At 37.6% G+C, this 23124-nt stretch carries 18 protein-coding genes and 1 tRNA gene; 11 read left to right on the plus strand and 8 right to left on the minus strand.

The window, feature by feature from the left end:
- Positions 1 to 17: 17 nt before the first annotated feature.
- From ABI125_06180 to ABI125_06195, 4 genes are read left to right on the plus strand one after another with little or no spacing between them, the layout of a single operon-like run.
- The gene (locus tag ABI125_06180; protein XCF07441.1) at positions 18 to 3719 is read left to right on the plus strand and encodes an efflux RND transporter permease subunit; all 3702 of its coding nucleotides are present in this window, start codon (positions 18 to 20) and stop codon (positions 3717 to 3719) included.
- Positions 3716 to 4939, plus strand: coding sequence for a TolC family protein (locus tag ABI125_06185; GenBank protein ID XCF07442.1), 1224 nt, complete (start codon positions 3716 to 3718; stop codon positions 4937 to 4939). The genes ABI125_06180 and ABI125_06185 overlap by 4 nt, the downstream gene beginning before the upstream one ends.
- A gap of 3 nt (positions 4940 to 4942) precedes the next feature.
- Positions 4943 to 6715: an efflux RND transporter periplasmic adaptor subunit gene (locus ABI125_06190; GenBank protein ID XCF07443.1), complete on the plus strand. Its 1773-nt coding sequence runs from the start codon at positions 4943 to 4945 to the stop codon at positions 6713 to 6715.
- A gap of 32 nt (positions 6716 to 6747) precedes the next feature.
- Positions 6748 to 7173, plus strand: coding sequence for a heavy-metal-associated domain-containing protein (locus tag ABI125_06195; GenBank protein ID XCF07444.1), 426 nt, complete (start codon positions 6748 to 6750; stop codon positions 7171 to 7173).
- A gap of 654 nt (positions 7174 to 7827) precedes the next feature.
- On the opposite strand, the gene ABI125_06200 is transcribed toward ABI125_06195, so the two are convergent.
- Positions 7828 to 7901: transfer RNA gene (locus ABI125_06200), tRNA-Met, on the minus strand.
- Positions 7902 to 8033: 132 nt separating this feature from the next.
- Between ABI125_06200 and ABI125_06205 the strand changes: the two genes are divergently transcribed.
- Entirely contained in the window at positions 8034 to 8426 is a 393-nt protein-coding gene (locus tag ABI125_06205) for an START-like domain-containing protein (protein XCF07445.1), read from the plus strand.
- Between the two features lie 62 nt (positions 8427 to 8488).
- Positions 8489 to 9331 carry an aminotransferase class IV gene (locus ABI125_06210; protein XCF07446.1) on the plus strand — a complete coding sequence of 281 codons (843 nt, stop codon included), beginning with the start codon at positions 8489 to 8491 and terminating at the stop codon, positions 9329 to 9331.
- On the opposite strand, the gene ABI125_06215 is transcribed toward ABI125_06210, so the two are convergent.
- The 5 genes from ABI125_06215 to ABI125_06235 all read right to left on the minus strand — a co-directional run bounded on the left by ABI125_06215 (position 9328) and on the right by ABI125_06235 (position 13908).
- Positions 9328 to 9888, minus strand: coding sequence for a YqgE/AlgH family protein (locus tag ABI125_06215; GenBank protein ID XCF07447.1), 561 nt, complete (start codon positions 9886 to 9888; stop codon positions 9328 to 9330). The two genes, ABI125_06210 and ABI125_06215, sit on opposite strands and share 4 nt — an antisense overlap.
- Positions 9889 to 10010: 122 nt before the next feature.
- Positions 10011 to 10283 carry an HU family DNA-binding protein gene (locus tag ABI125_06220; GenBank protein XCF07448.1) on the minus strand — a complete coding sequence of 91 codons (273 nt, stop codon included), beginning with the start codon at positions 10281 to 10283 and terminating at the stop codon, positions 10011 to 10013.
- 187 nt (positions 10284 to 10470) lie between these two features.
- Positions 10471 to 11418 (minus strand): methionyl-tRNA formyltransferase, encoded by a 948-nt coding sequence (gene fmt / locus ABI125_06225; protein ID XCF07449.1) that lies wholly within the window; start codon positions 11416 to 11418, stop codon positions 10471 to 10473.
- A 44-nt stretch (positions 11419 to 11462) separates the two neighbouring features.
- Complete coding sequence (locus tag ABI125_06230) at positions 11463 to 13367, minus strand: RecQ family ATP-dependent DNA helicase (GenBank protein ID XCF07450.1); 1905 nt, start codon at positions 13365 to 13367, stop codon at positions 11463 to 11465.
- A gap of 1 nt (position 13368) precedes the next feature.
- Positions 13369 to 13908 (minus strand): ATP-binding protein, encoded by a 540-nt coding sequence (locus tag ABI125_06235; protein ID XCF07451.1) that lies wholly within the window; start codon positions 13906 to 13908, stop codon positions 13369 to 13371.
- Between the two features lie 88 nt (positions 13909 to 13996).
- On the opposite strand from ABI125_06235, the gene ABI125_06240 reads away from it, so the two are divergent.
- The 3 genes from ABI125_06240 (at position 13997) to murA (ending at position 16478) form a co-directional block, all read left to right on the plus strand.
- Positions 13997 to 14290: a DUF493 family protein gene (locus tag ABI125_06240; protein ID XCF07452.1), complete on the plus strand. Its 294-nt coding sequence runs from the start codon at positions 13997 to 13999 to the stop codon at positions 14288 to 14290.
- Between the two features lie 230 nt (positions 14291 to 14520).
- Positions 14521 to 15162 (plus strand): DUF4290 domain-containing protein, encoded by a 642-nt coding sequence (locus ABI125_06245; GenBank protein XCF07453.1) that lies wholly within the window; start codon positions 14521 to 14523, stop codon positions 15160 to 15162.
- Positions 15163 to 15167: 5 nt separating this feature from the next.
- Positions 15168 to 16478, plus strand: coding sequence for a UDP-N-acetylglucosamine 1-carboxyvinyltransferase (gene murA, locus ABI125_06250; protein ID XCF07454.1), 1311 nt, complete (start codon positions 15168 to 15170; stop codon positions 16476 to 16478).
- 38 nt (positions 16479 to 16516) lie between these two features.
- Here murA and ABI125_06255 read toward each other — a convergent pair whose 3' ends face one another.
- Positions 16517 to 18754, minus strand: coding sequence for a M1 family metallopeptidase (locus ABI125_06255; GenBank protein ID XCF07455.1), 2238 nt, complete (start codon positions 18752 to 18754; stop codon positions 16517 to 16519).
- Between the two features lie 175 nt (positions 18755 to 18929).
- On the opposite strand from ABI125_06255, the gene ABI125_06260 reads away from it, so the two are divergent.
- Together ABI125_06260 and ABI125_06265 are read left to right on the plus strand one after the other, a co-directional pair.
- Complete coding sequence (locus tag ABI125_06260; protein XCF07456.1) at positions 18930 to 19457, plus strand: inorganic diphosphatase; 528 nt, start codon at positions 18930 to 18932, stop codon at positions 19455 to 19457.
- A gap of 130 nt (positions 19458 to 19587) precedes the next feature.
- A complete protein-coding gene (locus ABI125_06265) occupies positions 19588 to 21978 on the plus strand; it encodes a sodium-translocating pyrophosphatase (GenBank protein ID XCF07457.1) in 2391 nt (796 codons plus the stop codon).
- Positions 21979 to 22071: 93 nt separating this feature from the next.
- Here the strand turns inward: ABI125_06265 and ABI125_06270 are convergent, their stop codons facing one another.
- Complete coding sequence (locus ABI125_06270) at positions 22072 to 23094, minus strand: glutamine synthetase beta-grasp domain-containing protein (GenBank protein XCF07458.1); 1023 nt, start codon at positions 23092 to 23094, stop codon at positions 22072 to 22074.
- Positions 23095 to 23124: the final 30 nt, after the last annotated feature.

Genomic DNA, 23124 nt, shown 5'->3' on the forward strand with positions numbered 1-23124 from the left:
TTTAATTATCAGAGCCAATGCTAAACAAAAGCATCAAATTCTTAATTGAAAATAAACTCGTAGCAGTTTTATTACTTGTTCTTTTTATAGGTTGGGGTACTATAAATGCACCTTTTAATTGGGATACAAGTTTTTTACCAAGCAATCCTGTAGCAGTAGATGCTATTCCAGATATTGGTGAAAACCAACAAATCGTATTTGCCAAATGGGAAGGTCGTTCGCCACAAGATATTGAAGACCAAATTACCTATCCATTAACCACTTCATTATTGGGTGTTCCAGGAGTAAAAACCATTCGTAGCTCGTCTATGTTTGGATTTTCAAGTATCTATATCATTTTCGAAGAAGATATAGAATTTTACTGGAGCAGAAGTCGTATTCTCGAAAAATTAAATTCCTTACCAAGTGGTTTATTACCAGATGGTGTTAATCCAGCATTGGGTCCAGATGCTACGGGACTCGGACAAATATTTTGGTACACCCTTGAAGGTCGAGACGAAAACGGAAACGTAACCGGAGGATGGGATTTACACGAATTGCGTAGTATTCAAGATTACTATGTAAAATATGCGTTGTCTTCAGCAAGTGGTGTTTCAGAGGTCGCATCCATTGGTGGATATGTTCAAGAATATCAAGTTGATGTGAATCCTGAATTGATGCGTCAATACAATATAGGTTTGCAACATATTGTAAAAGCAGTTAAAGAAAGTAATAGAGATATTGGGGCACAAACCCTTGAAATCAATCAAGCAGAATATTTGGTACGTGGTTTGGGTTATGTCAAATCTATAGAAGATATCGAAAATGCAGTAGTAACTTCGGAAGATTACACAGCTATCAAAATTAAAGATGTGGCGAAAGTCTCTTTAAGTCCTGCAACAAGACGTGGAATATTAGACAAAGAAGGTGCGGAAGTGGTTGGTGGTGTAGTAGTAGCACGTTATGGTGCTAACCCAATGAAAGTCATTAACAATGTAAAAGCCAAAATAAACGAATTAAGCGCAGGACTACCTTCAAAAGTATTGTCTGATGGAAGAACATCACAAGTGACTATAGTACCATTTTACGACCGTACAGAATTGATTCAAGAAACGTTAGGCACATTAAACGAAGCCTTAACTTTAGAAATTCTAGTCACCATTTTGGTCATTATCATTATGGTATTTAATCTTCGTGCTTCCGTATTAATCTCTGGTTTATTACCTGTTGCAGTTTTAATGGTATTTATAGCAATGAAGATCTTTGGTATCGATGCCAATATTGTAGCACTATCAGGTATTGCTATTGCTATTGGTACGATGGTCGATGTTGGTGTCATACTTTCAGAAAACATCATAAGGCATTTAGACGAAAACGAAAACAAATTACCAATAAACACAGTCGTTTACAACGCAACAGCAGAAGTTTCAGGAGCAATCGTAACAGCAGTAATGACAACCATTATCAGTTTTATTCCTGTATTTACAATGATTGGTGCTGAAGGAAAACTATTTAGACCATTAGCATTCACAAAAACCTTTGCATTAACATCGTCCATAATTGTAGCCTTATTTTTAATACCGCCTTTTGCTGCCTTTTTATTCCGAAAAAAGAGTATTCAACCCCATTTTAAATATGTTTTAAACGGAATTTTAATAGTATTGGGAACAGCAGCAATAATTTATGGGTATTGGTTGGGAATCATACTAATCGCTTTTGGTGTGGCTACTTTGCTAAATCTTCAAAATACGATTTCAGACAAACAGACAAACTTTGCCAACATTATCATTTCGGCTTCGGCAATAGTATTTCTATTAGCAGAATATTGGCGGCCGTTAGGCGTAAATAAAAGCATCTTCATAAACCTCATTTTTGTAGCGATTATTTGTTTTGGCTTGTTAGGTGTATTTGCATTATTCATTAAATACTATAAACGTATTTTAAGATGGTGTTTAGACCATAAATTATTATTTCTTTCAATACCTACAGCAATTGTCATAGCAGGATTTATCATAATGAAAAACACAGGTAAAGAGTTTATGCCATCATTAAACGAAGGTTCATTTCTGTTAATGCCTACCTCAATGCCACATTCTGGAGTAGAAGAAAATAAGCGCGTTTTACAGCAATTGGATATGGCTGTAGCTAGTATTCCAGAGATAAAAACCGTTGTAGGTAAAGCAGGAAGAACTGAATCGGCTTTAGATCCTGCGCCATTATCAATGTATGAAAATATCATTCAATACAAACCTGAATATATGCTGAATGATAAAGGGGCACGTCAGCGTTTCAAAGTGAACGATGATGGTGAGTATGTATTAAAAAACGGAATGTCATTGCGAGCGGAACAACGTAGAGCGTGGCAATCTCTCAATGTAAAAGAACAATTAATCCCAGACGATAATGGCGAGTTTTACAGAAACTGGCGACCAGAAATACAATCGCCAGACGATATTTGGAACGAAATTGTAAAAGCCACCAAATTACCAGGAGTCACATCAGCACCAAAATTACAACCTATCGAAACCCGATTGGTAATGCTACAAACAGGTATGCGTGCGCCAATGGGAATTAAAATTAAAGGTCAAGATTTAAAAGAAATTGAAGCATTTGGTATGCAATTAGAAACCATTTTAAAAGAAGCTGAAGGTGTAAAGAATGAAGCCGTTTTTGCAGACCGTATTGTAGGTAAACCGTATTTACTTATTGATATTGACAGAGAAAAAATTGCACGTTATGGTGTAAGTATTGATGACGTACAAAATATATTAAAAGTAGCTGTTGGCGGAATGGTATTAACCCAAACCGTTGAAGGTCGTGAGCGTTATGGCGTTCGTGTGCGCTACCCAAGAGAATTAAGAGCTAACCCAACCGATTTACAGCAAATTTATGTACCTGTTGAAAAAGGCAGCCCTGTACCTTTAAGCGAATTGGCAACCATTCGTTACGAGCAAGGTCCACAAGTCATAAAAAGTGAAGATACCTTTTTAGTAGGCTATGTGTTGTTTGATAAAATGGATGGCTATGCTGAAGTAAATGTAGTTGAAAATGCACAGGCAATGATTCAAAGCAAGATTGATACAGGTGAATTAATAGTACCAAAAGGCATTAACTATCAATTTACAGGAACTTACGAAAACCAATTACGTGCCGAAAAAACATTGTCAATCGTTGTACCATTGGCATTAGCAATCATCTTTTTAATTCTGTACTTCCAATTCCGTTCGGTGGGTACATCGTTAATGGTTTTTACAGGTATTGCAGTGGCGTTTGCAGGTGGCTTTTTAATGATATGGCTGTACGGGCAATCGTGGTTTTTAAACTTCAATGTCTTTGGTGAAAACCTGCGCGATTTATTCCATATGCACACCATTAATTTAAGTGTCGCAGTCTGGGTAGGCTTTATTGCACTCTTTGGTATTGCCACCGATGATGGTGTTGTAATGGCAACCTACTTAACGCAAACATTCGATAGAAATTCACCAGAAACAAAAAAGGAAGTTAGAGCATCTATTGTAGAAGCAGGTGAAAAACGCATTAGGCCGTGTTTAATGACTACAGCAACAACCATTTTAGCACTCTTGCCAGTACTTACATCCACAGGACGTGGTAGCGATATTATGATTCCTATGGCAATACCGAGTTTCGGTGGAATGTTAATCGCTTTAATCACCTTATTTGTTGTGCCAGTTTTATATGGCTGGAAAGCCGAAGTTCAACTTAAAAGAGCATCAAAATGAAATATATAAAAACAATCTTTTTTCTTTTTTCTATTCTCTTTTGTCTCAATGGGAGTGCTCAACAGTTAGAAACATTAATTAATGAAGCGTTAGAAAACAATCCCGAGATTCAAAAATTCGAGTTGCAATACAAAAGAGTTTCAGAAAAAATAAACGAAGTTAACACTATCCCAAACACCGAATTTGGTGTGGGTTATTTTGTAAGTGAACCAGAAACACGAACAGGGGCACAACGGTTTAAGGTGTCAGCAAAACAAATGGTACCTTGGTTTGGTACAATTGCCTCTCGTGAAGATTATATCACGTCACTTGCTGATGTTAAATATCAAGATGTCGTTATTGCGAAACGCAAACTTATGACTTCGGTATCTCAATTCTACTACAATCTATATGGAAACCATGCAAAACAGCAAGTGTTGAATGATAACATCAAATTGTTGAAAACCTACGAAACTATGGCTTTGACTTCTGTTGAGGTAGGTAAAGCATCCGCAGTAGATGTATTGCGTTTACAAATGCGGCAAAACGATTTGCAGCAGCTTAAAGATGTGTTGCAACGACAGTTTTTAGCAGAACAAACCAATTTTAATAACCTTTTGAATAGGAATAGTACGATTAAAGTTTCAGTTCTAGATAGCTTAACTATTCCTATGGAAGATTTTGAAGTTAATACTGAAAATCTATCGGTACATCCTGAATTGGTAAAGTTTGACAAACTCTATCAGTCTGTAGAAAAGTCAGAATTACTAAATCAAAAAGAAAGCGGTCCAATGATTGGTTTTGGGTTGGATTATATCAATGTAAAAGAACGGCCAGATATGAGTTTTTCAGATAATGGTAAAGATATTCTAATGCCAATGGTATCGGTGTCCATTCCCATATTTAAAAAAAAGTACAAATCGGTTACCAAGCAAAACGAACTGGAACAACAGGAAATCAATTATCAAAAACAAGAGCGTTTAAACAGTTTAAAAACGTTATTAGATAAGACAATTAACGAACGTATTTCTGCACGAATAAGTTATGCTACACAAACCAAAAATTTAAAACAAGCCAAAGATGCAGAAGACATCATAATTAAAAGCTATGAAACAGGATCGGTAGATTTTAACGATGTTTTGGATGTACTAGAACTGCAGTTAAAGTTCCAAATAAACCAAATAGAGTCTATAAAGAGCTACTATGTGCAAAGCACAATAATTAATTATTTAATACAGTAAAAAATGAAAAATAATAAAATAGTCATATATATTGGGTTACTCGTAGTGGGTGTATTATTGGGGTGGTTGCTATTTGGTGGTTCATCAAAAGAAGAGGCAGACCATAATCACAATGAAGTTACAGAAGCTAATCAGATGTGGACGTGTTCTATGCACCCACAAATTATGCAACCACAACCAGGTGATTGTCCCATTTGTGGTATGGACTTAATTCCTGCCGAAGCTGGAGCAGATGGTTTAACGGCAGACCAGTTTAAATTAACCGCTAATGCTATGGCTTTGGCCAATATTCAAACTACGGTGGTTGGTAATGATGCAATAGAAAATGGGAGCATAAAATTATCGGGTAAAATAGCCGAAAATGAAGAGACTAATGCTGTGCAAGTGAGTTATTTTTCTGGAAGGATTGAGCGTTTAAATATCGGTTTTACAGGTGAGGAAGTGCGTAAAGGGCAACTTTTAGCAACCATTTATTCTCCAGAATTATATGCAGCACAGCAAGAGTTAATTACAGCATCATCTTTAAAGGAATCGCAAACCGAATTATATAAGGCTGTTCGTAATAAATTGAAATTGTGGAAACTTTCTGAAAACCAAATCAATCAAATTGAATCATATGGTAAAATCATTGGAAATTTCCCTGTCTATGCTACTGTTTCAGGTACTGTTACCGAAAAATTAGTAGAACAAGGCGATTATATCAAACAAGGTCAATCGCTGCTTAAAATTGCAAATCTAAATACGGTTTGGGCAAATTTTGATGTGTATGAAAATCAAATTGAACAATTCAAAAAAGGTCAAAAAGTTAAAATAATTACCAATGCGTATCCTAATAAAAAATTTAAAGGAAAAATAGATTTTATAGATCCTGTTTTAAATACCAACACACGTACTGTAGATTTGCGCGTGGTTTTAAATAATAAAGAAGCCATTTTTAAACCAGGAATGTTTGTAACCGCAGAAATTGAAAGAACTAAAACCAATACAAAAGAAGTAATAACGATACCATCGTCAGCAGTGCTTTGGACAGGTGAGCGCTCTGTAGTCTATATCAAAACAAATCCTAATGAACCTATTTTTGAATTGAAAGAAGTGGTATTGGGAAATAAAATAGGAGATAATTATCAGGTACTGGAGGGCTTATATGTAGGAAATGAAATTGTTACCAACGGAACATTTACTGTAGATGCTGCTGCACAACTACAAGGCAAAAAATCAATGATGAGCAAGCAAGGTGGTAGAGCAATGACAGGTCACGAAGATCATTTAGGTATGGATAATAATTCAAAAAATGAAAGTGACCTTACTAATATGAATGAACGCTTAGAAGTGTCAGAGAAATTTCAAGAGCAATTAAAAGGGGTATACAATAATTACATCAATTTAAAAGATGCTTTAGTAAAAGAAGACTCAAGAGGTAGTTCACAAAATGCAACTTCTTTACTATTTAATTTAAGTAAGATAGATGTGAAACTTCTTGAAAATGAAACGCATAATCATTGGATGTCATTAGTAGATGAAATAAAATCTTCTACAACTTCAATAGTCGTTTCACAAGACATTAAAACACAAAGGAATCACTTTAAACATTTGTCTTCTCATTTAATAAAAGCGGTTCAAATATTTGGTGTAAATGAAAAGGTATATGTAGAATTTTGCCCTATGGCAGATAACAATAACGGAGCCTATTGGTTAAGCAAAGTAGAAAAAGTAATCAATCCATATTTTGGTGACGCAATGCTTAAATGTGGTGGGGTTAAACAAACAATAGAATAAATAAACACAGACAATAATTAAATTTTAAAAAAATGAAGAAAGTAATTTTAAGTGTAGCTGTTATAGCAGCTATCGGATTAACAAGTTGTAAAAACGAAACTAAAAAAGTTGAAGAAGCGACAACAACGGAAGTATCAAAAGAAATCACAATGACAAATTTATCTTTTGGCGTAAGAGGTAACTGTGGTATGTGTAAAAGTACCATTGAAAAAGCAGCCAATAGTGTAGAAGGTGTTATTGCTGCAAGCTGGAATAAAGACAAAAAGAAAATAGATGTATCCTTTAATGGTGATAAAACAGATGCTGTGGCAATTCATAAGGCAATAGCCGCATCTGGTTATGATACCGAAAAAGTGGCAGCTAATAATATGGCTTACAACAATTTACCTGAATGCTGCCAATACGACCACGAAATGAATATGAATCAATCAGATAAAATAAAAAGTAAAGATCATTAATTCCTAAAGAATGTCTTAGATGTTACATTTGTTGTTAAGTATAAATTTTTGGTTTAGTGGAGTTTAAATGTAATGAACAAGACTTAATATGGCATACAGATGTTATCTGTTGTCGTTTAAGTTTTGTTTTAACCGTGGAGTTTTACCAATAGTATTATCCGAAGTTAGATATATAACCCAACTGTAAAAAGATAATATAGAATTTTAGTAAAGCATCTTTTTGATGATTCAGGTAGGGCTTTGAGCAAATAGACTTATTGGTGTCGAATCTATACTAAATTCATGTGGTTTGAACTCAATTACAGTTATTGCATATATGAGTTCATCAAAGTTTCCAGATGATAGTATCCAAAATAATTTTGAGTATGCTAATAACAGCGTATAAGAAGTGGCTTCAATTTTCACTAATGTTTCATCCTTAAAGATATATGTGCAAGAGTGTCATTACTATCTTCATATGTACTTTTGCTCTGAGAATAGATGATAGTCCAAAATAAAATTCTACAAATAAAAAATTAGAAAAATTGAATAGAAGGGTCGAAGTCATTTGGGAAAGCAAACTTCGTACTAACTAGGTTTATGGTATCGGCCGTATGTTGAATATAAGCGAAAAACCCAAGACATTAAATCTTGGGTTTTTCTTTGTTTATCTAGTAGCGAGATCGAGATTTGAACTCGAGACCTCCGGGTTATGAATCCGACGCTCTAACCAACTGAGCTACCTCGCCTAATTTTGTGGCTGCAAATATAAAAACAAAATCCATGTTACCAAACCAAACCCACATAAAATATTCTTAAAAATTATTGCTATTCTTATCAATTAATGTATATATTGGGCAGTATAAATTTCACACTGACTCATGGACGATAAAATTAAATTTGACATAGAATTCCCAATACACGCTTCTCCTCAATTGCTATATCAGTATATTTCAACGCCATCGGGCTTATCTGAATGGTTTTCAGATAACGTAAACTCTCGAGGCGAAATGTTCACTTTTATTTGGGATGGTAGCGAAGAAAAAGCAAAATTGCTAAACAAAAAAAGTGGTGAGCGCGTAAAGTTTAGATGGATGGAAGATGTTGAGGACGAACAATCCTATTATTTTGAAATCAGGATTCAAGTCGATGAAATCACAAAAGATGTATCGTTAATGATAACGGATTACGCAGAGGAAGATGAAATTGAAGAAGCCAAAATGCTGTGGGAAAACCAAATATCCAGCTTAAAACAAGTATTGGGTTCTGCATAGCCGCAATCGTATAAATTGAATTATATTTGTCCCGCTGAAACACTAATTTAGCGGGATTTTTTATGATAAATTTTAACGGAACATTGGCGTCAGAAAGTAATATTTTATCAACCCAAAATAGAGGCTATGCCTATGGTGATGCACTTTTTGAAACCATAAAAGTAAGCCACGGAAAAATTTTATTTTGGGAAGACCACTACTTTCGGCTCATGGCCTCAATGCGAATTTTGCGTATGGAAATTCCCATGGCATTCACGATGGAATTTCTAGAAGAAGAAATTACTAAAACCATCGAGGCTAATGGATTTTCAAATGAATCTGCGCGGGTTAAGTTGAGTGTTCATAGAAATGAGGGCGGACTCTACACCCCCGAAACGAATGAGGTGGAGTATTTAGTTTCGGCAAAAACTTTGGCCGAAGATTTCTATTTGTTAAATGAGGGTTTTTACGAAATCGATTTGTTTAAAGACTATTACGTATCGCCTTCCTTGCTTTCCACTTTAAAAACCAATAATAAGGTGCTAAATGTGGTGGGCAGTGTTTTTGCAAAAGAAAACAGCCTGAACAATTGCCTGTTGTTGAATACCGATAAAAAAGTGGTGGAAGCTTTAAACGGAAATGTGTTTTTGGTAAAAGGAAATACAATCAAAACGCCACCGTTGAGTGATGGTTGTTTAAAAGGGGTGATGCGTACCCAATTGATAAACTTAATTAAAAGTTTGCCAGATTATGAATTGGTTGAAGAATCAGTGTCACCATTCGAGCTTCAAAAAGCTGATGAGATTTTCATCACTAATGTCATTACTGGAATACAACCGGTAAGTAAATACCGAAAAAAAGTGTTTGGTAATGAAACGGTCAAGCAACTGCTTCAAAAACTAAATGTAAAGATTAGGTTGGGTTAGTTGAAACTGGGGTTTTCTGGGGCGTTGCTCCAAATACTGTATTCGCCACCAAACTCCAACATTTTTTCTTTCCAAAACGATTCGTAGTCTTTTTCAATAATGTTCTTTTCGTAAACATTTTCGGTAACTACCCACGAGTTCGCCTTGAGTTCGTTTTCCAATTGATTGGCTTCCCAACCCGAATAGCCCAGAAAAAACTTAATGTCGGTTTCTTTGATGGTGTGGTCTTTTATCAATTCGGCCACTTTAGTGAAATCGCCACCCCAATAAATGCCCAATGAAATTTCAATACTGTTGGGTATAAGATGCGGTATTTTATGGATAAAATAAAGATTGTCTTGCTCTACGGGGCCACCGTTGTAAACCTTGTAAGTGGCTTCAACTTCAGGAATTAGATCATTAATATTGTATTCAAGTGGTTTGTTCAATATAAAGCCAATAGAGCCTTCATGCGAATGGTCGGCCAATAAAACTATGGAGCGATTAAAAGATACATCTCCAATAATTGCAGGTTCGGCAATCAATAAATTTCCTTTTTTGGGTTTTGTTGTAACCATAATATCAGGAATTAGTAACTAAATCTAATATTTATTTATTAAAAAAGCAACTGTTTTGGGCACATATAAAAAAAGCCCCCACAATTTGTGGGGGCTTTCTGTTTTTTATAAAGGGCAAATAATTAGTTTACCGCATTTGATAAATCTGAACCAGCTTTAAACTTTACTACGTTTTTAGCTTTGATTTTGATAGTATCTCCTGTTTGAGGGTTTCTTCCTTCTCTTGCAGCTCTTTTAGAAACTGACCAAGATCCAAATCCAACTAAAGAAACTCTGTTACCTTTTTGTAAAGCTCCTTCAATTTCAATTAGCGCACACTCTAAAGCTTTTTTTGCAGCAGCTTTAGTGATTCCTGCGTGTTCTGCCATTGCATCGATTAAATCTGTTTTGTTCATAATGTAAAATTTAATTATTAATAAATTGGTTAAACTTCTAGTTAAATCCTCTACAAATTTATACGGATTATGCAACCATGCAAGTAATAGCAAGGGAAAAACACTGTTTTGTTGATAACTTGAAGCATTTGTTGATAAATGAAAGGTATTTCATCGGTTTTTTTAAAATGTCAGTAATAATAAGGGTTTACAGCATTTTGGCATTTTCCTCAAAAGTAAAGCCGTTTAGGAAGGATCTCACGTCCATGTTTCGCTTTCCAGGAAGTTTCAAATCCTTTATAATAATATAACCTTTTGAAACAGATACTTTTAATTCTTTTTTACTGTGAATAATAGTACCAATTTCTAAATTGTGGCTAGCAATTTCTTTTTCGGCACTGTAAATTTTTATGTCGTAATCCTCGTTTCCATTTTGCATAACGCACCAAGCCGCAGGGTAGGGGCTCAATCCGCGAATATGGTTGTGAATGGCATCAACAGATTGCTGCCAATCTATTTTACAATTGTCTTTATTGAGTTTGTATGCGGTTTTAATATCTTCAGATTCTTTTTGGGGAATCGTTTCAACATCACCCTTTTCAATCAGTGAAACTGTTTTTAGTACTAGTTGGCTTCCAACATCCATCAGTTTGTCATGCAGGCTACCGGCATTTTCGTTCGGTTGGATATTAATTTTTTCCTGAAGAATCATATCACCGGTATCGATTTTTTCATCAATAAAAAATGTGGAAACGCCAGTTTGGGTTTCTCCGTTGATGATGGCCCAGTTAATGGGAGCAGCCCCTCGGTAGTTGGGTAATAACGAGGCATGCAAGTTAAAGGTGCCGTATTCCGGCATTTGCCAAACCACTTTAGGCAACATCCTAAAGGCTACCACAATTTGAAGGTTGGCGTTTAAGGCTTTCAATTCGCTTAAAAAATCTTCACTTTTTAAATTGGTTGGCTGAAGAGCTTTTAAATTTTTGGAAACGGCATATTTTTTTACGGCACTTTCGTTGAGTTTTCGGCCGCGGCCTGCTGGTTTATCGGGTGCGGTAATTACGCCCACAATGTTATAATGGTTTTCAACGAGTGTTTTTAGAGTGGCCACCGCAAAATCTGGAGTGCCCATAAATACGATTCTTAAATCTTTCATCTGTTTTTTTTCCTTCTTTGTATGTTTCGGTTAAGTGGGTTCTTTTATAAATGACTTAATTTATAGGTGTTAGTTGGTGTTATGTTAATAATTTGATGTTCTAATAATAGTTTTAAAACAGTTTTTAATTCAGTTTCTGTACAGTCTAATTTTTCGGCAAGAGTTCTTGATGATTGTTCGCCGTTTTCAAGGATGCCGACAAGTTTTTTCTTCAAAGCATTTAGATCTTGCGGTTTTTTAGCTTTGCTGGGCTTAGTGCAGACCGAACAAATACCGCAGGGTTTTGTGTCGGTTTCTCCGAAATAAGCCAAGAGTTGTTCGCTTTTGCAAACCGAATTGTTTTCAATATAATCAATCATCGCTTCAACTTGATTCTGTTTCAGTTGGTTTTGCTGTTTGATAATCTTGGCAATGCGATTAATGGTTTTGTCGTCTTCGCGAGGTTCGATAAACGTAATTTGCGCATCGGTTTTGGCAAGGTTCAGCATGATGATTTCGTCGCGCTCCAACTGCGTTAAAACTTTTATTATTGAAGCTTGGCTTGCTGAAGCTTTTTCTGAAACTTTGCTTAAATCTATTTTTGTAGGATGATCGAAAATTCCGCCGTAAAGGCGTAAAATAGATTTTACAACGATGTCCAGATTTTGGTGCGTTTCCAAATACCTGAACAGGGATTGGTTGGAAGTGATAAACTGAACCGTTGTTTTATTTTGAAATTGCCTAGTTAGTGAAATAATACTGTTTCGGTCTAAAACAAGCAGCGCATTATAGCATAAAAGCGTATTGAAATTATAGGTTTTGCAAAAAGTGTTGAAATCGAAGTCGAAAGTTTGGTATTCGCCTTCACCATACGAAATTTGAAAATAGGAGCACAGTTTTCGGTACACTTGCTTTACAAAATCGACGTTGGGCAGCACGTTCAGAAATTGGTTTTTTACCAAACTTTTGTCGCTTTCGTTTTTTAAGATAACAGCAAAGGCTTTTTCTCCTTTTCGACCGGCGCGCCCCGCTTCCTGAAAATAACTCTCTAAACTTTCGGGCAAATTAAAATGGATAACCGTTTTTACATTGGGTTTATCAATCCCCATACCGAATGCATTGGTAGCCACCATTACTTGGTTTTGTTCATGCAGCCAAGAATTCATGTTGGTTTCTTTTTCAATATTCGAAAGTCCGCCATGGTAACTAGTAGCTGTAATGTTTTTCGATTTTAAAAAGTCGCTTAGCTCAATGGTGAGTTTTCGGTTTCTTACATAAACAATTGAAGGAGCTTTGTATTTTTTTAAAATAGATTCCAGTCTGTAATGTTTGTCGTTTTCATTAAGCACCATATATCCTAAATTGGGTCTTGCAAAAGATGTTTTGAATATTTTAGGATTGATAAAATCGAGCTCTTTAACAATATCTTCTACTACTTCAGGACGTGCCGAAGCAGTAAGCGCAACCACATTGGCGCTTGGGCATAATTGCCGCAATAAGGCAATATTTTTATAAGCTGGCCTGAAATCGCTGCCCCATTGCGAAATGCAGTGGGCTTCATCAACCGCGATTAAATTCACATTCATTTGCCTAATTCTGTCCTGCACCAATTCTTGTTGCAAACGCTCGGGCGACAAGTAAAGGAATTTATACTTGCCGTAAATGCAATTATCCAAAAGTGTATCGAGCTGGGTGTACGATATGCCGCTAGTTATTGCCATGGCCTTTATGCCTTTATCTTTTAGCGCTTGCACTTGGTCTTTCATTAATGCAATCAGAGGCGAGATAACAATACAGATACCGGGTTTTGCTAATGCCGGAATTTGAAAACACAACGATTTTCCGCCGCCCGTTGGCATCAATACAAAGGTGTCTTCTCCTTGTAATACGGCGTTGATGATGTCTTCCTGTTGTGGCCTAAACGACGTGAAGTTCCAATAACGTTCCAATATGTTAATGGGGTGCTCCATATTATTTTTGTACAGCGTTTAAAATAAATTGGGTTCGGTTGTCTACCGTGTCGAAAGGCACATCAATCAAGCGGTAGCCAAACCTATTGTATGCGTTCATCAAATGGTTGTGTATTTCCAATGCTTGCTCAAAACTTTCATAGCGCTCGTTGTCGCTGGTGTAAATTTCCCGCCAAGGTTTCAAAATAAAAATTTGGTGGTATTTGGCATTTTCGCATGCTTCAACAAAAGTTTTGGGGTAAGTGTCGCCAATATAATCCATATACGCGAGCACATCTGGGATGCCCCGATCAAAAAAAACGGTTTCGTTTTCATATATTTCAGAATCTATGAATTGTTTTTGCCGTCCTTTTAAAAGCAATTCGCTAAACAGCAGGGGCTCGGTTAAAAACAACTGGTCAATGCCCTTTTTTTTGGCGTCGAGCGTAATCTGTCTCGAAATTTCTTCCATACACTTATGCCCTTTACTTATCAAATTATTGATTAAGGTCGATTTGCCCGTTCCCGGCCCGCCGGTAATAACAATTTTTTTTGTGTTCAATGTGGCTTTATTTGCTGTAAAAATCGGAATTTAACAATTATAAAAAAAATAGAAAGGAAAACGTATATTTGCCGTCTAAAACAAAGCCATGGGAACAGCTCCAAATCCAGAAGAATTTTATAAAAAATTAAAAACCCAGTTGCAGGATACCGCACTGTGGCCCTCGGAATATCTTTATAAATTTATAGTGATTTCCGATAAGGCAAAAATAAAAAAAATTGAAGATCTTTTCGATAATTTGGGGGCCGTGATTAATACCACCGAATCTAAAAACGGCAAGTACACCAGCGTTTCAGTAAACGTTAGGATGAAAAACCCCGATGCCGTAATTGAAAAGTACAAAGAGGTTGCAGAAAAAGTGGAAGGTGTCATTAGCCTTTAGAGTCTGTTTAGGAATTTATGATTAAATATTTTATAGATTATTTTTGGTGCGGTATGAGTCAAAATTTTTAAGCATAGCATCGCTACTGTTCAAAATTTTAACGAAATAACGCACAAAAAGAAACGTAAAAGAATAATTGATAAATTCCTAAACAGGCTCTTAATATTTTTTTGTATTTTGCACAGGCACAATAACTACATGCAAACCATTAATTTCTACACATTTTAATTTTGATCGATAATTTAGAATACAATACAGAGCGCGAGCATTTGATCATTCCCGAGTACGGACGCCACATGCAGAAAATGATCAACTTCGCCAAAAACGTTGAAAGCAAAGAAGAGCGGAATAAAGTGGCTAAAGCCATTATTTCGGTTATGGGCAATATGCAGCCCCATTTAAGGGACGTGCCCGATTTTCAGCATAAACTTTGGGACCAGTTGTTTATCATGTCCAATTTCGAGTTGGATGTCGATTCACCATACGAAAAGCCGACGAAAGAACTTTTTGAAGAGCGCCCAGAGCCCTTAAAATATCCACAAAACCATCCTAAATACCGTTTTTACGGAAACAATATCAAAATCATGATTGATGTGGCCAATACTTGGGACGATGGCGATTTAAAAGAAGCGTTGATCTATACCATTGCCAACCACATGAAAAAGTGTTTCTTAAATTGGAACAAAGACACGGTTGAAGACGATGTAATTTACGATCATTTATTTGAGCTTTCCGGAGGAAAAATCAATCTGAAAAATTCAGAAGAAGACTTATCCGATGCTTCGAGTTTAATGCGTTCCAAGAGCAAATACTCGGGCGGAAAAAAGGGCCATCACAAAAAAGGAAGCAATCGTCAACGTAAGCGCTACTAATCGATATGGGAGTATTTAAAATTGAAGGCGGGCATCAATTAAAAGGAAGCATTCAGCCACAAGGTGCCAAAAACGAAGCCCTCCAAATATTATGTGCTGTACTGCTTAGTCCAGAAAAAATTACCATAAATAACATTCCCGATATTGTTGATGTTAACAAGCTCATCGATTTGTTGCGCAAACTGGGGGTGAAAATTGAAAAACTTCAAAAAGGCTCATACTCTTTTCAAGCCGATGAAGTGAACCTAAAATATTTAGAATCCGATCAGTTTAAAATTGATGGTCGTGGTTTGCGAGGTTCCATTATGATTGTGGGGCCTTTATTGGCACGATTCGGAAAAGGCTATATTCCAAAACCTGGAGGCGATAAAATTGGTCGCCGCCGATTGGATACCCACTTTGAAGGGTTGATAAAATTAGGAGCCAAATTTGGTTACAGTCGTGAAGAACAATTCTACGGTGTTGAAGCCAAGAAATTAAAAGGGACTTACATGCTCCTTGAGGAAGCTTCGGTTACCGGAACGGCCAATATTTTAATGGCCGCTGTTTTGGCCGAAGGGCAAACCACCATTTACAATGCCGCCTGCGAACCTTATTTACAGCAATTGTGTAAAATGCTTAATAGAATGGGGGCGAAGATTAGTGGGGTAGGGTCAAATATGTTGATTATTGACGGTGTGGAGAGTTTGGGAGGTACCGAGCACACTATGTTGCCCGATATGATTGAAATTGGAAGTTGGATTGGTTTGGCGGCAATGACAAAAAGCGAACTGACCATCACCAATGTATCGTGGAAAGATTTAGGGATTATTCCTGAAACGTTCAGAAAATTAGGGATTACCGTTGAACGAAAAGGCGACGATATTTATATTCCAGCACATACCGACGGTTACGAAATACAAAGCTTTATCGACGGGTCTATTTTAACCATTGCCGATGCACCTTGGCCCGGATTTACACCAGACTTGTTGAGTATTATTTTGGTGGTGGCCACACAGGCACGAGGCAGTGTGTTGGTACACCAAAAAATGTTTGAAAGCCGATTGTTCTTTGTGGATAAATTAATCGACATGGGGGCAAAAATTATTCTTTGCGACCCGCATCGAGCTACAGTGATTGGTCACGATTTCAAATCAACGTTAAAAGCGACTACCATGACCTCTCCCGATATTCGAGCAGGGGTATCGTTATTGATTGCCGCGCTTTCAGCAAAAGGTACATCAACCATTCAAAATATAGAACAGATAGACCGTGGTTACGAAAACATAGACGAACGTCTGCGTGCCATTGGTGCCAAAATAGAAAGGATAGATTAATTAATCTATCCTTTTTTTTATGCTGCTTCTTTTAAGAATTATTCTTTTTTCTTGTTTTTAAAAGTATCGAAATCTGATTTTGTTTCCGTTTTTGGAAAGCTGTTATTAGCAGTATTGGTATCTGCAAATTCAAAATTCGGGTCTAAATTAATTTTAGCGACTGCTTTGGTTTTTACAAAGGTTGGTGTGATTTCATATTCATTTCTGCGCCAAACCTGTGCTGGTAGGGTTTCTATTTCGGTAGTACCATCGGTGAAAACCCATTCAATGGTTACGGGCATAACCAAACCGCCAATATTTTTAATGGTGAGCTCATAAATATTTTTGCCTAAAAGTTCCTTTCTTACGGCATCATCGTCCAATCTTGATAAAAACTGACCGTAATCTTTGTCCGGGGTGTCGTTAATGGTAATCATTTCCGGGCCATTTGAAAAATCATCGGTAATGGTTTCACTGCTTTTTTCGGTAGTTGCAATTTTGCTTTTCGAAGTGCCTTTTTGGTCTTCAATATTTGAGTCTTCTTCAAAAACCTTAAACCATTTTACGTTGCTTAATTCCAAATCAACGTGGTCGGTGGTAAAAAACCATCCTCTAAAAAACCAGTCTAAATCGGTGGCGGTGGCGTCTTCCAAGGTTCTGAACAAATCGGCCGGATTGGGATGTTTGTATTTCCAACGGTTGGCGTATTCTTTAAAAGCTTCATCAAATAGTTCTTTTCCAATAATGGAATTTCGGAGCATTTGCAGCCCAACGGTGGGCTTTACATAAAAGTTCATGCCGAATTGATTGAACAACTCATTGTCTGAAGTGGTCATAACGGGGCGTAAAATACTTTTGTCGCCGCTCATAAAGGGGATGATGGTTTTTGGGGTAAAACTGTTGAAGCTGGGGTAGCGCTCGGCGAGTGTTCGGTGGTGCAAAAAGGTGTTGAGGCCTTCGTCCATCCACATCCATTTACGCTCGTCTGAACTCACGATCATCGGGAACCAATTATGGCCTACTTCGTGGATAATGGTGCTAACCATACGCTGTTTTGCCGTATGGCTAATTTTTCCATTAACGGGCCTTCCGCCGTTAAAACTAATCATCGGGAATTCGATTCCAACGTTTGAGGTGTTCACCGAAATACAAACGGGGTAAGGGTAATCGAAAGTGGCTTCAGAGTACACTTCCAAAGCGTGGGCTATGGCTTTGGTCGATTCTTCCTGCCAAACGGGCAAGCCTTCCTTGGGGTAAAACGACATCGCCATTGCCGTGTTGGTGGGCAGTTTTATAGCTTGGGCATCCCACAGGAATTTTCGGGATGAGGCAAACGCAAAATCGCGAACGTTTTCGGCCTTAAATTTCCACGTTTTCTGTTTGGTCGATTTTTGCTTTTCATTTGTGATGGCCTCTTCTTCGGTTATAATCATTATGGGTTTATCAAACGACTTTTCTGCAGATTTTAAGCGTTTAAGTTGCGTTTTCGTAAGTACATCTTCGCTATTTATAAGTTTGCCCGTTGAGGCTACAATATGGTCTTCGGGCACGGTGATTTCAACTTCGTAATTGCCAAATTCCAGAGCAAATTCGCCCAATTTCTGGAATTGTTGGTTTTGCCAGCCTTCGGTATCGTTATAAACCGCCATTCTTGGGAACCAGTGAGCTATAAGATAAGCGGTGTTGTCGTCTCCCGGAAAATATTCGTAACCCTCGCGAGACAATAAAAACAAACTGCGGTCGGTGATGTGGTAAGACCAAGAAATGGAAAGTTGCGTTGATACACCCGATTTGAGTGTTTTGTTCAGTTTTACCTTCATCATGGTATTATTTACCAAGGTCTTTAGCGGTTTTCCATCTCCATCTTTTACATGTTTAATGGAGTAGCCTGCAGGAAAATCAATGGCTCGGGTAAGAAACTGCATTTTTCGAGTGCTCATACCGTCCTCGATGTTGTTGTTTATGGTGCCAAAATCTTCGTTCCCTTTTTTATTGACGTTTTGCTCCAACTGAACCCAGACATAACTTAAATCGTCAGGCGAATTGTTGTAGTAAGTAATGGTTTCCTCGCCCGAAATGGTGTTGTTTGTTTCATTGAGTGTTACCTTAATATGGTAATCGGCGCGTTGCTGCCAATAGGCTTTTCCAGGTGCTCCACTAGCGGTTCTGTAGGTGTTTGGTGGGGCAATTAGGCGGTCTATAGGTTCAAATTTACCCTGCCAAGTTTGGTTCTGTGCATTTAAAATAGAGGTAAAGTAAACTGTTACAAGTACCGAGAATAGTAATCGTATCATCATATAATTATTTGAATTAGTCCCTCACAAGATATAAAATATTCGTTCACGCAAGGGAAAAATGTTCCTTTTGGTTAAATCCATGTTATATTATTGAAAAAACGGACAAAACGCATTGCTTTTTGTTGTTTTAAGATTGTGCGTTCTTTACATTTGCAACCCAAAACAGAAACAAAATATGGCAAAGAAAGATAAACTGACATTTGATGTCTTGATTGAAATCCCTAAAGGAAGTAGAAATAAGTACGAATACGATTTTACATTGCACAAAATCCGTTTCGATAGAACCTTGTTTTCATCGATGATGTACCCTGGCGATTACGGATTTATTCCTGAAACTTTGGCTTTAGATCAAGATCCATTGGATGTTTTGGTATTGTCAACCGAGCCATCTTATCCTATGGTGGTTATGGAAGTGCGCCCAATAGGTGTGTTCCATATGACAGATGAAAAAGGGCCGGATGAAAAAATAATCTGTGTGCCCGTTTCCGATCCGGTTTGGAGCCACCGTAGTGATATATCTGATTTGAACCCCCACCGTTTAAAGGAAATCGAGCATTTTTTCCAAGTTTACAAAGATTTGGAAGAAAAGAAAGTTGATGTTGGTGGCTGGGGAAATGCTGAGGAAGCTAGAAAGATTTACCACGAATGTGTACAACGTTACGATGAAAGTGAACACAAGAAAAAACGAACCTTTACCATCTAGATTATTATATTCTCAAAATATTAGAATTTTATTAAGCCATCTTAAATTTAAGATGGCTTTTTTTATCACTTATATTTTTCTATTTTTAGCTCCATTATTAAAAAAATAATTTAAAACCAACAAAACGAATATGGAATTAATAGTAAAGTTTTTACCGCTGTTTGGTGTATTGGCACTAGCGTTTGTATTTATTAAAAGCTCTTGGGTTTCTAAACAAGACCAGGGGGACGAAAAAATGAAAAAAATAGCCAAAAACATTGCCGATGGCGCTATGTCTTTTTTAAAGGCAGAGTATAAAATATTGTCGATTTTTGTTATAGCGGTGGCCGTTTTGTTGTTTTTTAAAGGAAGTTCGGAAGTGGGGTCGAATGGTATGGTAGCTGTATCCTTTGTGGTAGGCGCCATTTGTTCTGCTTTGGCTGGATTTATAGGCATGAAAGTAGCCACCAAGGCTAACGTGAGAACGACCAGTGCCGCCAGAAATTCTTTAGGAAAAGCTTTGGAAGTTGCTTTTGCAGGTGGGGCCGTAATGGGGCTGGGCGTGGTAGGTTTGGGCGTACTAGGTTTAAGCGGACTCTTTATGATTTATAGCGAAATGGGCTGGGGCATTAGCGAAGTGCTTAATGTGCTTTCCGGTTTTTCACTGGGGGCATCGTCTATCGCATTGTTTGCCCGTGTTGGTGGCGGTATTTATACCAAAGCTGCCGATGTGGGGGCCGATTTAGTGGGGAAAGTTGAAGCTGGAATACCGGAAGATCATCCTTTAAATCCTGCAACCATTGCCGATAACGTGGGTGATAACGTAGGAGATGTGGCCGGTATGGGCGCCGATTTATTTGAATCGTATGTAGGTTCTATTATTGGTACTATGGTATTGGGAGCGCTCATAGCTACTGATGGTTTTAACGGACTTGGAGCAGTGTATTTGCCATTGGTGCTGGCCGCCATTGGTATCATTATGTCTATTATAGGAACCTTTTTTGTTAAAGTAAAAGATGGTGGTTCACCACATAAAGCTTTAAATATTGGTGAGTTTGGCTCAGCTGGATTAATGGTCGTGGCTTCTTATTTTGTAATTAACGCTTTTATTCCAGAAACCTATACGTTTAAAGGTGTTGAATACGGTGCTATGGGCGTGTTTTGGGCAACTATTGCAGGTTTGGTAGCTGGCCTTTTGGTGGGAAAAGTAACTGAATATTACACAGGAACCGGAACAAAACCCGTAAATTCTATAGTAAAACAGTCTGAAACAGGATCTGCAACCAATATCATTGCTGGATTAGGAACTGGAATGATGTCAACCATGATTCCTATCATTTTAATCGCTGCGGCTATTTTGGTGTCTCACCACTTTGCCGGATTGTACGGAATTGCAATCGCAGCAGTTGGGATGTTGGCGAATACTGGGATTCAATTGGCGGTTGATGCTTATGGACCTATTTCTGATAACGCTGGTGGTATTGCCGAAATGGCTGAGTTGCCAAGCGAAGTTCGCGAGCGTACCGATAAATTGGATGCTGTAGGAAACACTACTGCTGCTATTGGAAAGGGATTTGCTATTGCTTCTGCAGCCTTAACGGCGTTGGCTTTATTTGCGGCCTTTATGGAGACGGCTGGTGTAACATCTATTGATGTGTCTCAGCCAGATATTATGGCCGGATTGTTAGTGGGGGGTATGTTGCCATTTGTATTCTCTGCATTATCGATGAATGCGGTAGGTCGTGCGGCGATGGCCATGATTGAAGAGGTTCGTCGTCAATTTAGGGATATTCCGCAGTTAAAAGCTGCTTTGGATGTAATGCGTAAATACGATTCAGATATGAGTAAGGCCTCTGAAGCCGATAGAAAAATATTTGATGCTGCCGACGGTGTTGCCGAATACGATAAATGTGTGGCCATTTCAACCCAAGCATCGATTAAGGAAATGGTATTGCCAGGGTTATTGGCTATTGCCGTTCCTGTTGCCGTTGGTTTTATTGGTGGAGCAGAAATGTTGGGCGGTTTATTGGCCGGAGTGACTACTTGTGGGGTATTGATGGCGATATTTCAATCGAATGCCGGTGGCGCTTGGGACAATGCTAAAAAAACCATCGAAGAGCAAGGCAGAAAAGGGACAGAGGCGCACAAAGCTGCCGTTGTAGGCGATACTGTAGGTGATCCATTTAAAGACACTTCAGGGCCTTCTTTGAATATATTGTTGAAACTAATGTCGGTGGTGGCTTTGGTAATTGCGCCGAGCTTGGTTGAAGATGGAGCCTTAACGGCTTACGCTTCAGAAAATCCACAAATCGATAAGATTGAAGTTGTAAAAGACGTAAAAGTAAAAATCAATAAGAATGAAGATGGAACGGTTAAGGCCGTTGTAACAACTACAACCACTAAAAATGGAGAAGCGTCTGTTGAGTACGAAACATTTGAAGGTACTGAGGAAGAGGTGAAGACTAAAATTGAAGCACTCAAATTAAATGACGCTAATCAAACTAAGAAAGTAATCAAGAAAATTGAAAAGCATGTTGAGTAATTTGTTTTTATAAAACAAATTAACTGCTAAATAAAAAAGGCTATCACCCAAAAGAGATAGCCTTTTCTTATGAACAAAACTTTAATGTTTTAATTAAATTTTTGCAGATTTAACCGTTTTAATAATTCTGGCGGCGATTTTGTATGGGTCACCGTTTGAAGCTGGACGTCTATCTTCTAACCATCCTTTATAACCTTTTTCAACCGTTATAATTGGAATACGGATTGAAGCGCCACGGTCAGATACTCCATAAGAGAAATCGTTGATTGAAGCTGTTTCGTGTAAACCAGTTAAGCGTTGGTCGTTAAACTCACCGTAAACGGCAATGTGCTCTTTTACTACTGGACGGAAAGCTTCACAAACTTTGTCGTAAACTTCTTTGCTTCCTGCAGTTCTCAACAATGTGTTAGAGAAATTAGCATGCATACCAGAACCGTTCCAGTCCATATCTTTACCAAGTGGTTTTGGGTGGTATTCAATATAGTATCCGTACTTTTCAGTTAAACGGTCTAGTAAATATCTTGCGATCCAAATTTCGTCACCAGCTTTTTGAGCGCCTTTAGCGAATAATTGGAATTCCCATTGTCCGCAAGCAACCTCTTGGTTAATACCTTCGAAGTTCAAACCGGCTTGAATACATAAATCAGCATGCTCTTCAACTAAATCACGTCCGTGAGTGTTTTTTCCACCTACAGAACAGTAGTACATTCCTTGTGGAGCAGGGTAGCCACCAACAGGGAAACCTAAAGGCAATTGAGTTTTGGTATCCATGATGAAATACTCTTGCTCAAAACCAAACCAGAAATCATCATCTTCATCATCAATTGTAGCTCTTCCGTTAGAAACGTGTGGTGTTCCGTCAGGATTTAAAACTTCTGTCATTACTAAGTATCCGTTGATACGCTCTGGATCAGGGTAAATAGCAACAGGTTTTAAAATACAGTCAGAAGAACCTCCCTCAGCCTGTCTTGTTGAAGACCCGTCAAAAGACCAGTTTCCAATTTCTTCAAGGGTACCCTTAAAATCCTCGTGGTCTTCTACTTTTGTTTTGCTTCTCATGTTTTGGGTAGGGAAATATCCGTCTAACCAAATGTATTCAAGCTTAATTTTTGCCATAATAAATATTTATTTTTAGATGAAATAATA

Source organism: Tamlana crocina (assembly GCA_040429635.1).
In the GTDB taxonomy this organism is placed as follows: Bacteria; Bacteroidota; Bacteroidia; order Flavobacteriales; family Flavobacteriaceae; genus Flavisericum; species Flavisericum crocinum.

Bases quoted from the DNA above. Each gene is read 5' to 3' on its own strand.
- ABI125_06180 (XCF07441.1), top strand. From the start codon at position 18: ATGCTAAACAAAAGCATCAAATTCTTAATTGAAAATAAACTCGTAGCA.
- ABI125_06185 (XCF07442.1), top strand. From the start codon at position 3,716: ATGAAATATATAAAAACAATCTTTTTTCTTTTTTCTATTCTCTTTTGT.
- ABI125_06190 (XCF07443.1), top strand. From the start codon at position 4,943: ATGAAAAATAATAAAATAGTCATATATATTGGGTTACTCGTAGTGGGT.
- ABI125_06195 (XCF07444.1), top strand. From the start codon at position 6,748: ATGAAGAAAGTAATTTTAAGTGTAGCTGTTATAGCAGCTATCGGATTA.
- ABI125_06205 (XCF07445.1), top strand. From the start codon at position 8,034: ATGGACGATAAAATTAAATTTGACATAGAATTCCCAATACACGCTTCT.
- ABI125_06210 (XCF07446.1), top strand. From the start codon at position 8,489: ATGATAAATTTTAACGGAACATTGGCGTCAGAAAGTAATATTTTATCA.
- ABI125_06215 (XCF07447.1), bottom strand. From the start codon at position 9,888: ATGGTTACAACAAAACCCAAAAAAGGAAATTTATTGATTGCCGAACCT.
- ABI125_06220 (XCF07448.1), bottom strand. From the start codon at position 10,283: ATGAACAAAACAGATTTAATCGATGCAATGGCAGAACACGCAGGAATC.
- fmt (XCF07449.1), bottom strand. From the start codon at position 11,418: ATGAAAGATTTAAGAATCGTATTTATGGGCACTCCAGATTTTGCGGTG.
- ABI125_06230 (XCF07450.1), bottom strand. From the start codon at position 13,367: ATGGAGCACCCCATTAACATATTGGAACGTTATTGGAACTTCACGTCG.
- ABI125_06240 (XCF07452.1), top strand. From the start codon at position 13,997: ATGGGAACAGCTCCAAATCCAGAAGAATTTTATAAAAAATTAAAAACC.
- murA (XCF07454.1), top strand. From the start codon at position 15,168: ATGGGAGTATTTAAAATTGAAGGCGGGCATCAATTAAAAGGAAGCATT.
- ABI125_06255 (XCF07455.1), bottom strand. From the start codon at position 18,754: ATGATGATACGATTACTATTCTCGGTACTTGTAACAGTTTACTTTACC.
- ABI125_06260 (XCF07456.1), top strand. From the start codon at position 18,930: ATGGCAAAGAAAGATAAACTGACATTTGATGTCTTGATTGAAATCCCT.
- ABI125_06265 (XCF07457.1), top strand. From the start codon at position 19,588: ATGGAATTAATAGTAAAGTTTTTACCGCTGTTTGGTGTATTGGCACTA.
- ABI125_06270 (XCF07458.1), bottom strand. From the start codon at position 23,094: ATGGCAAAAATTAAGCTTGAATACATTTGGTTAGACGGATATTTCCCT.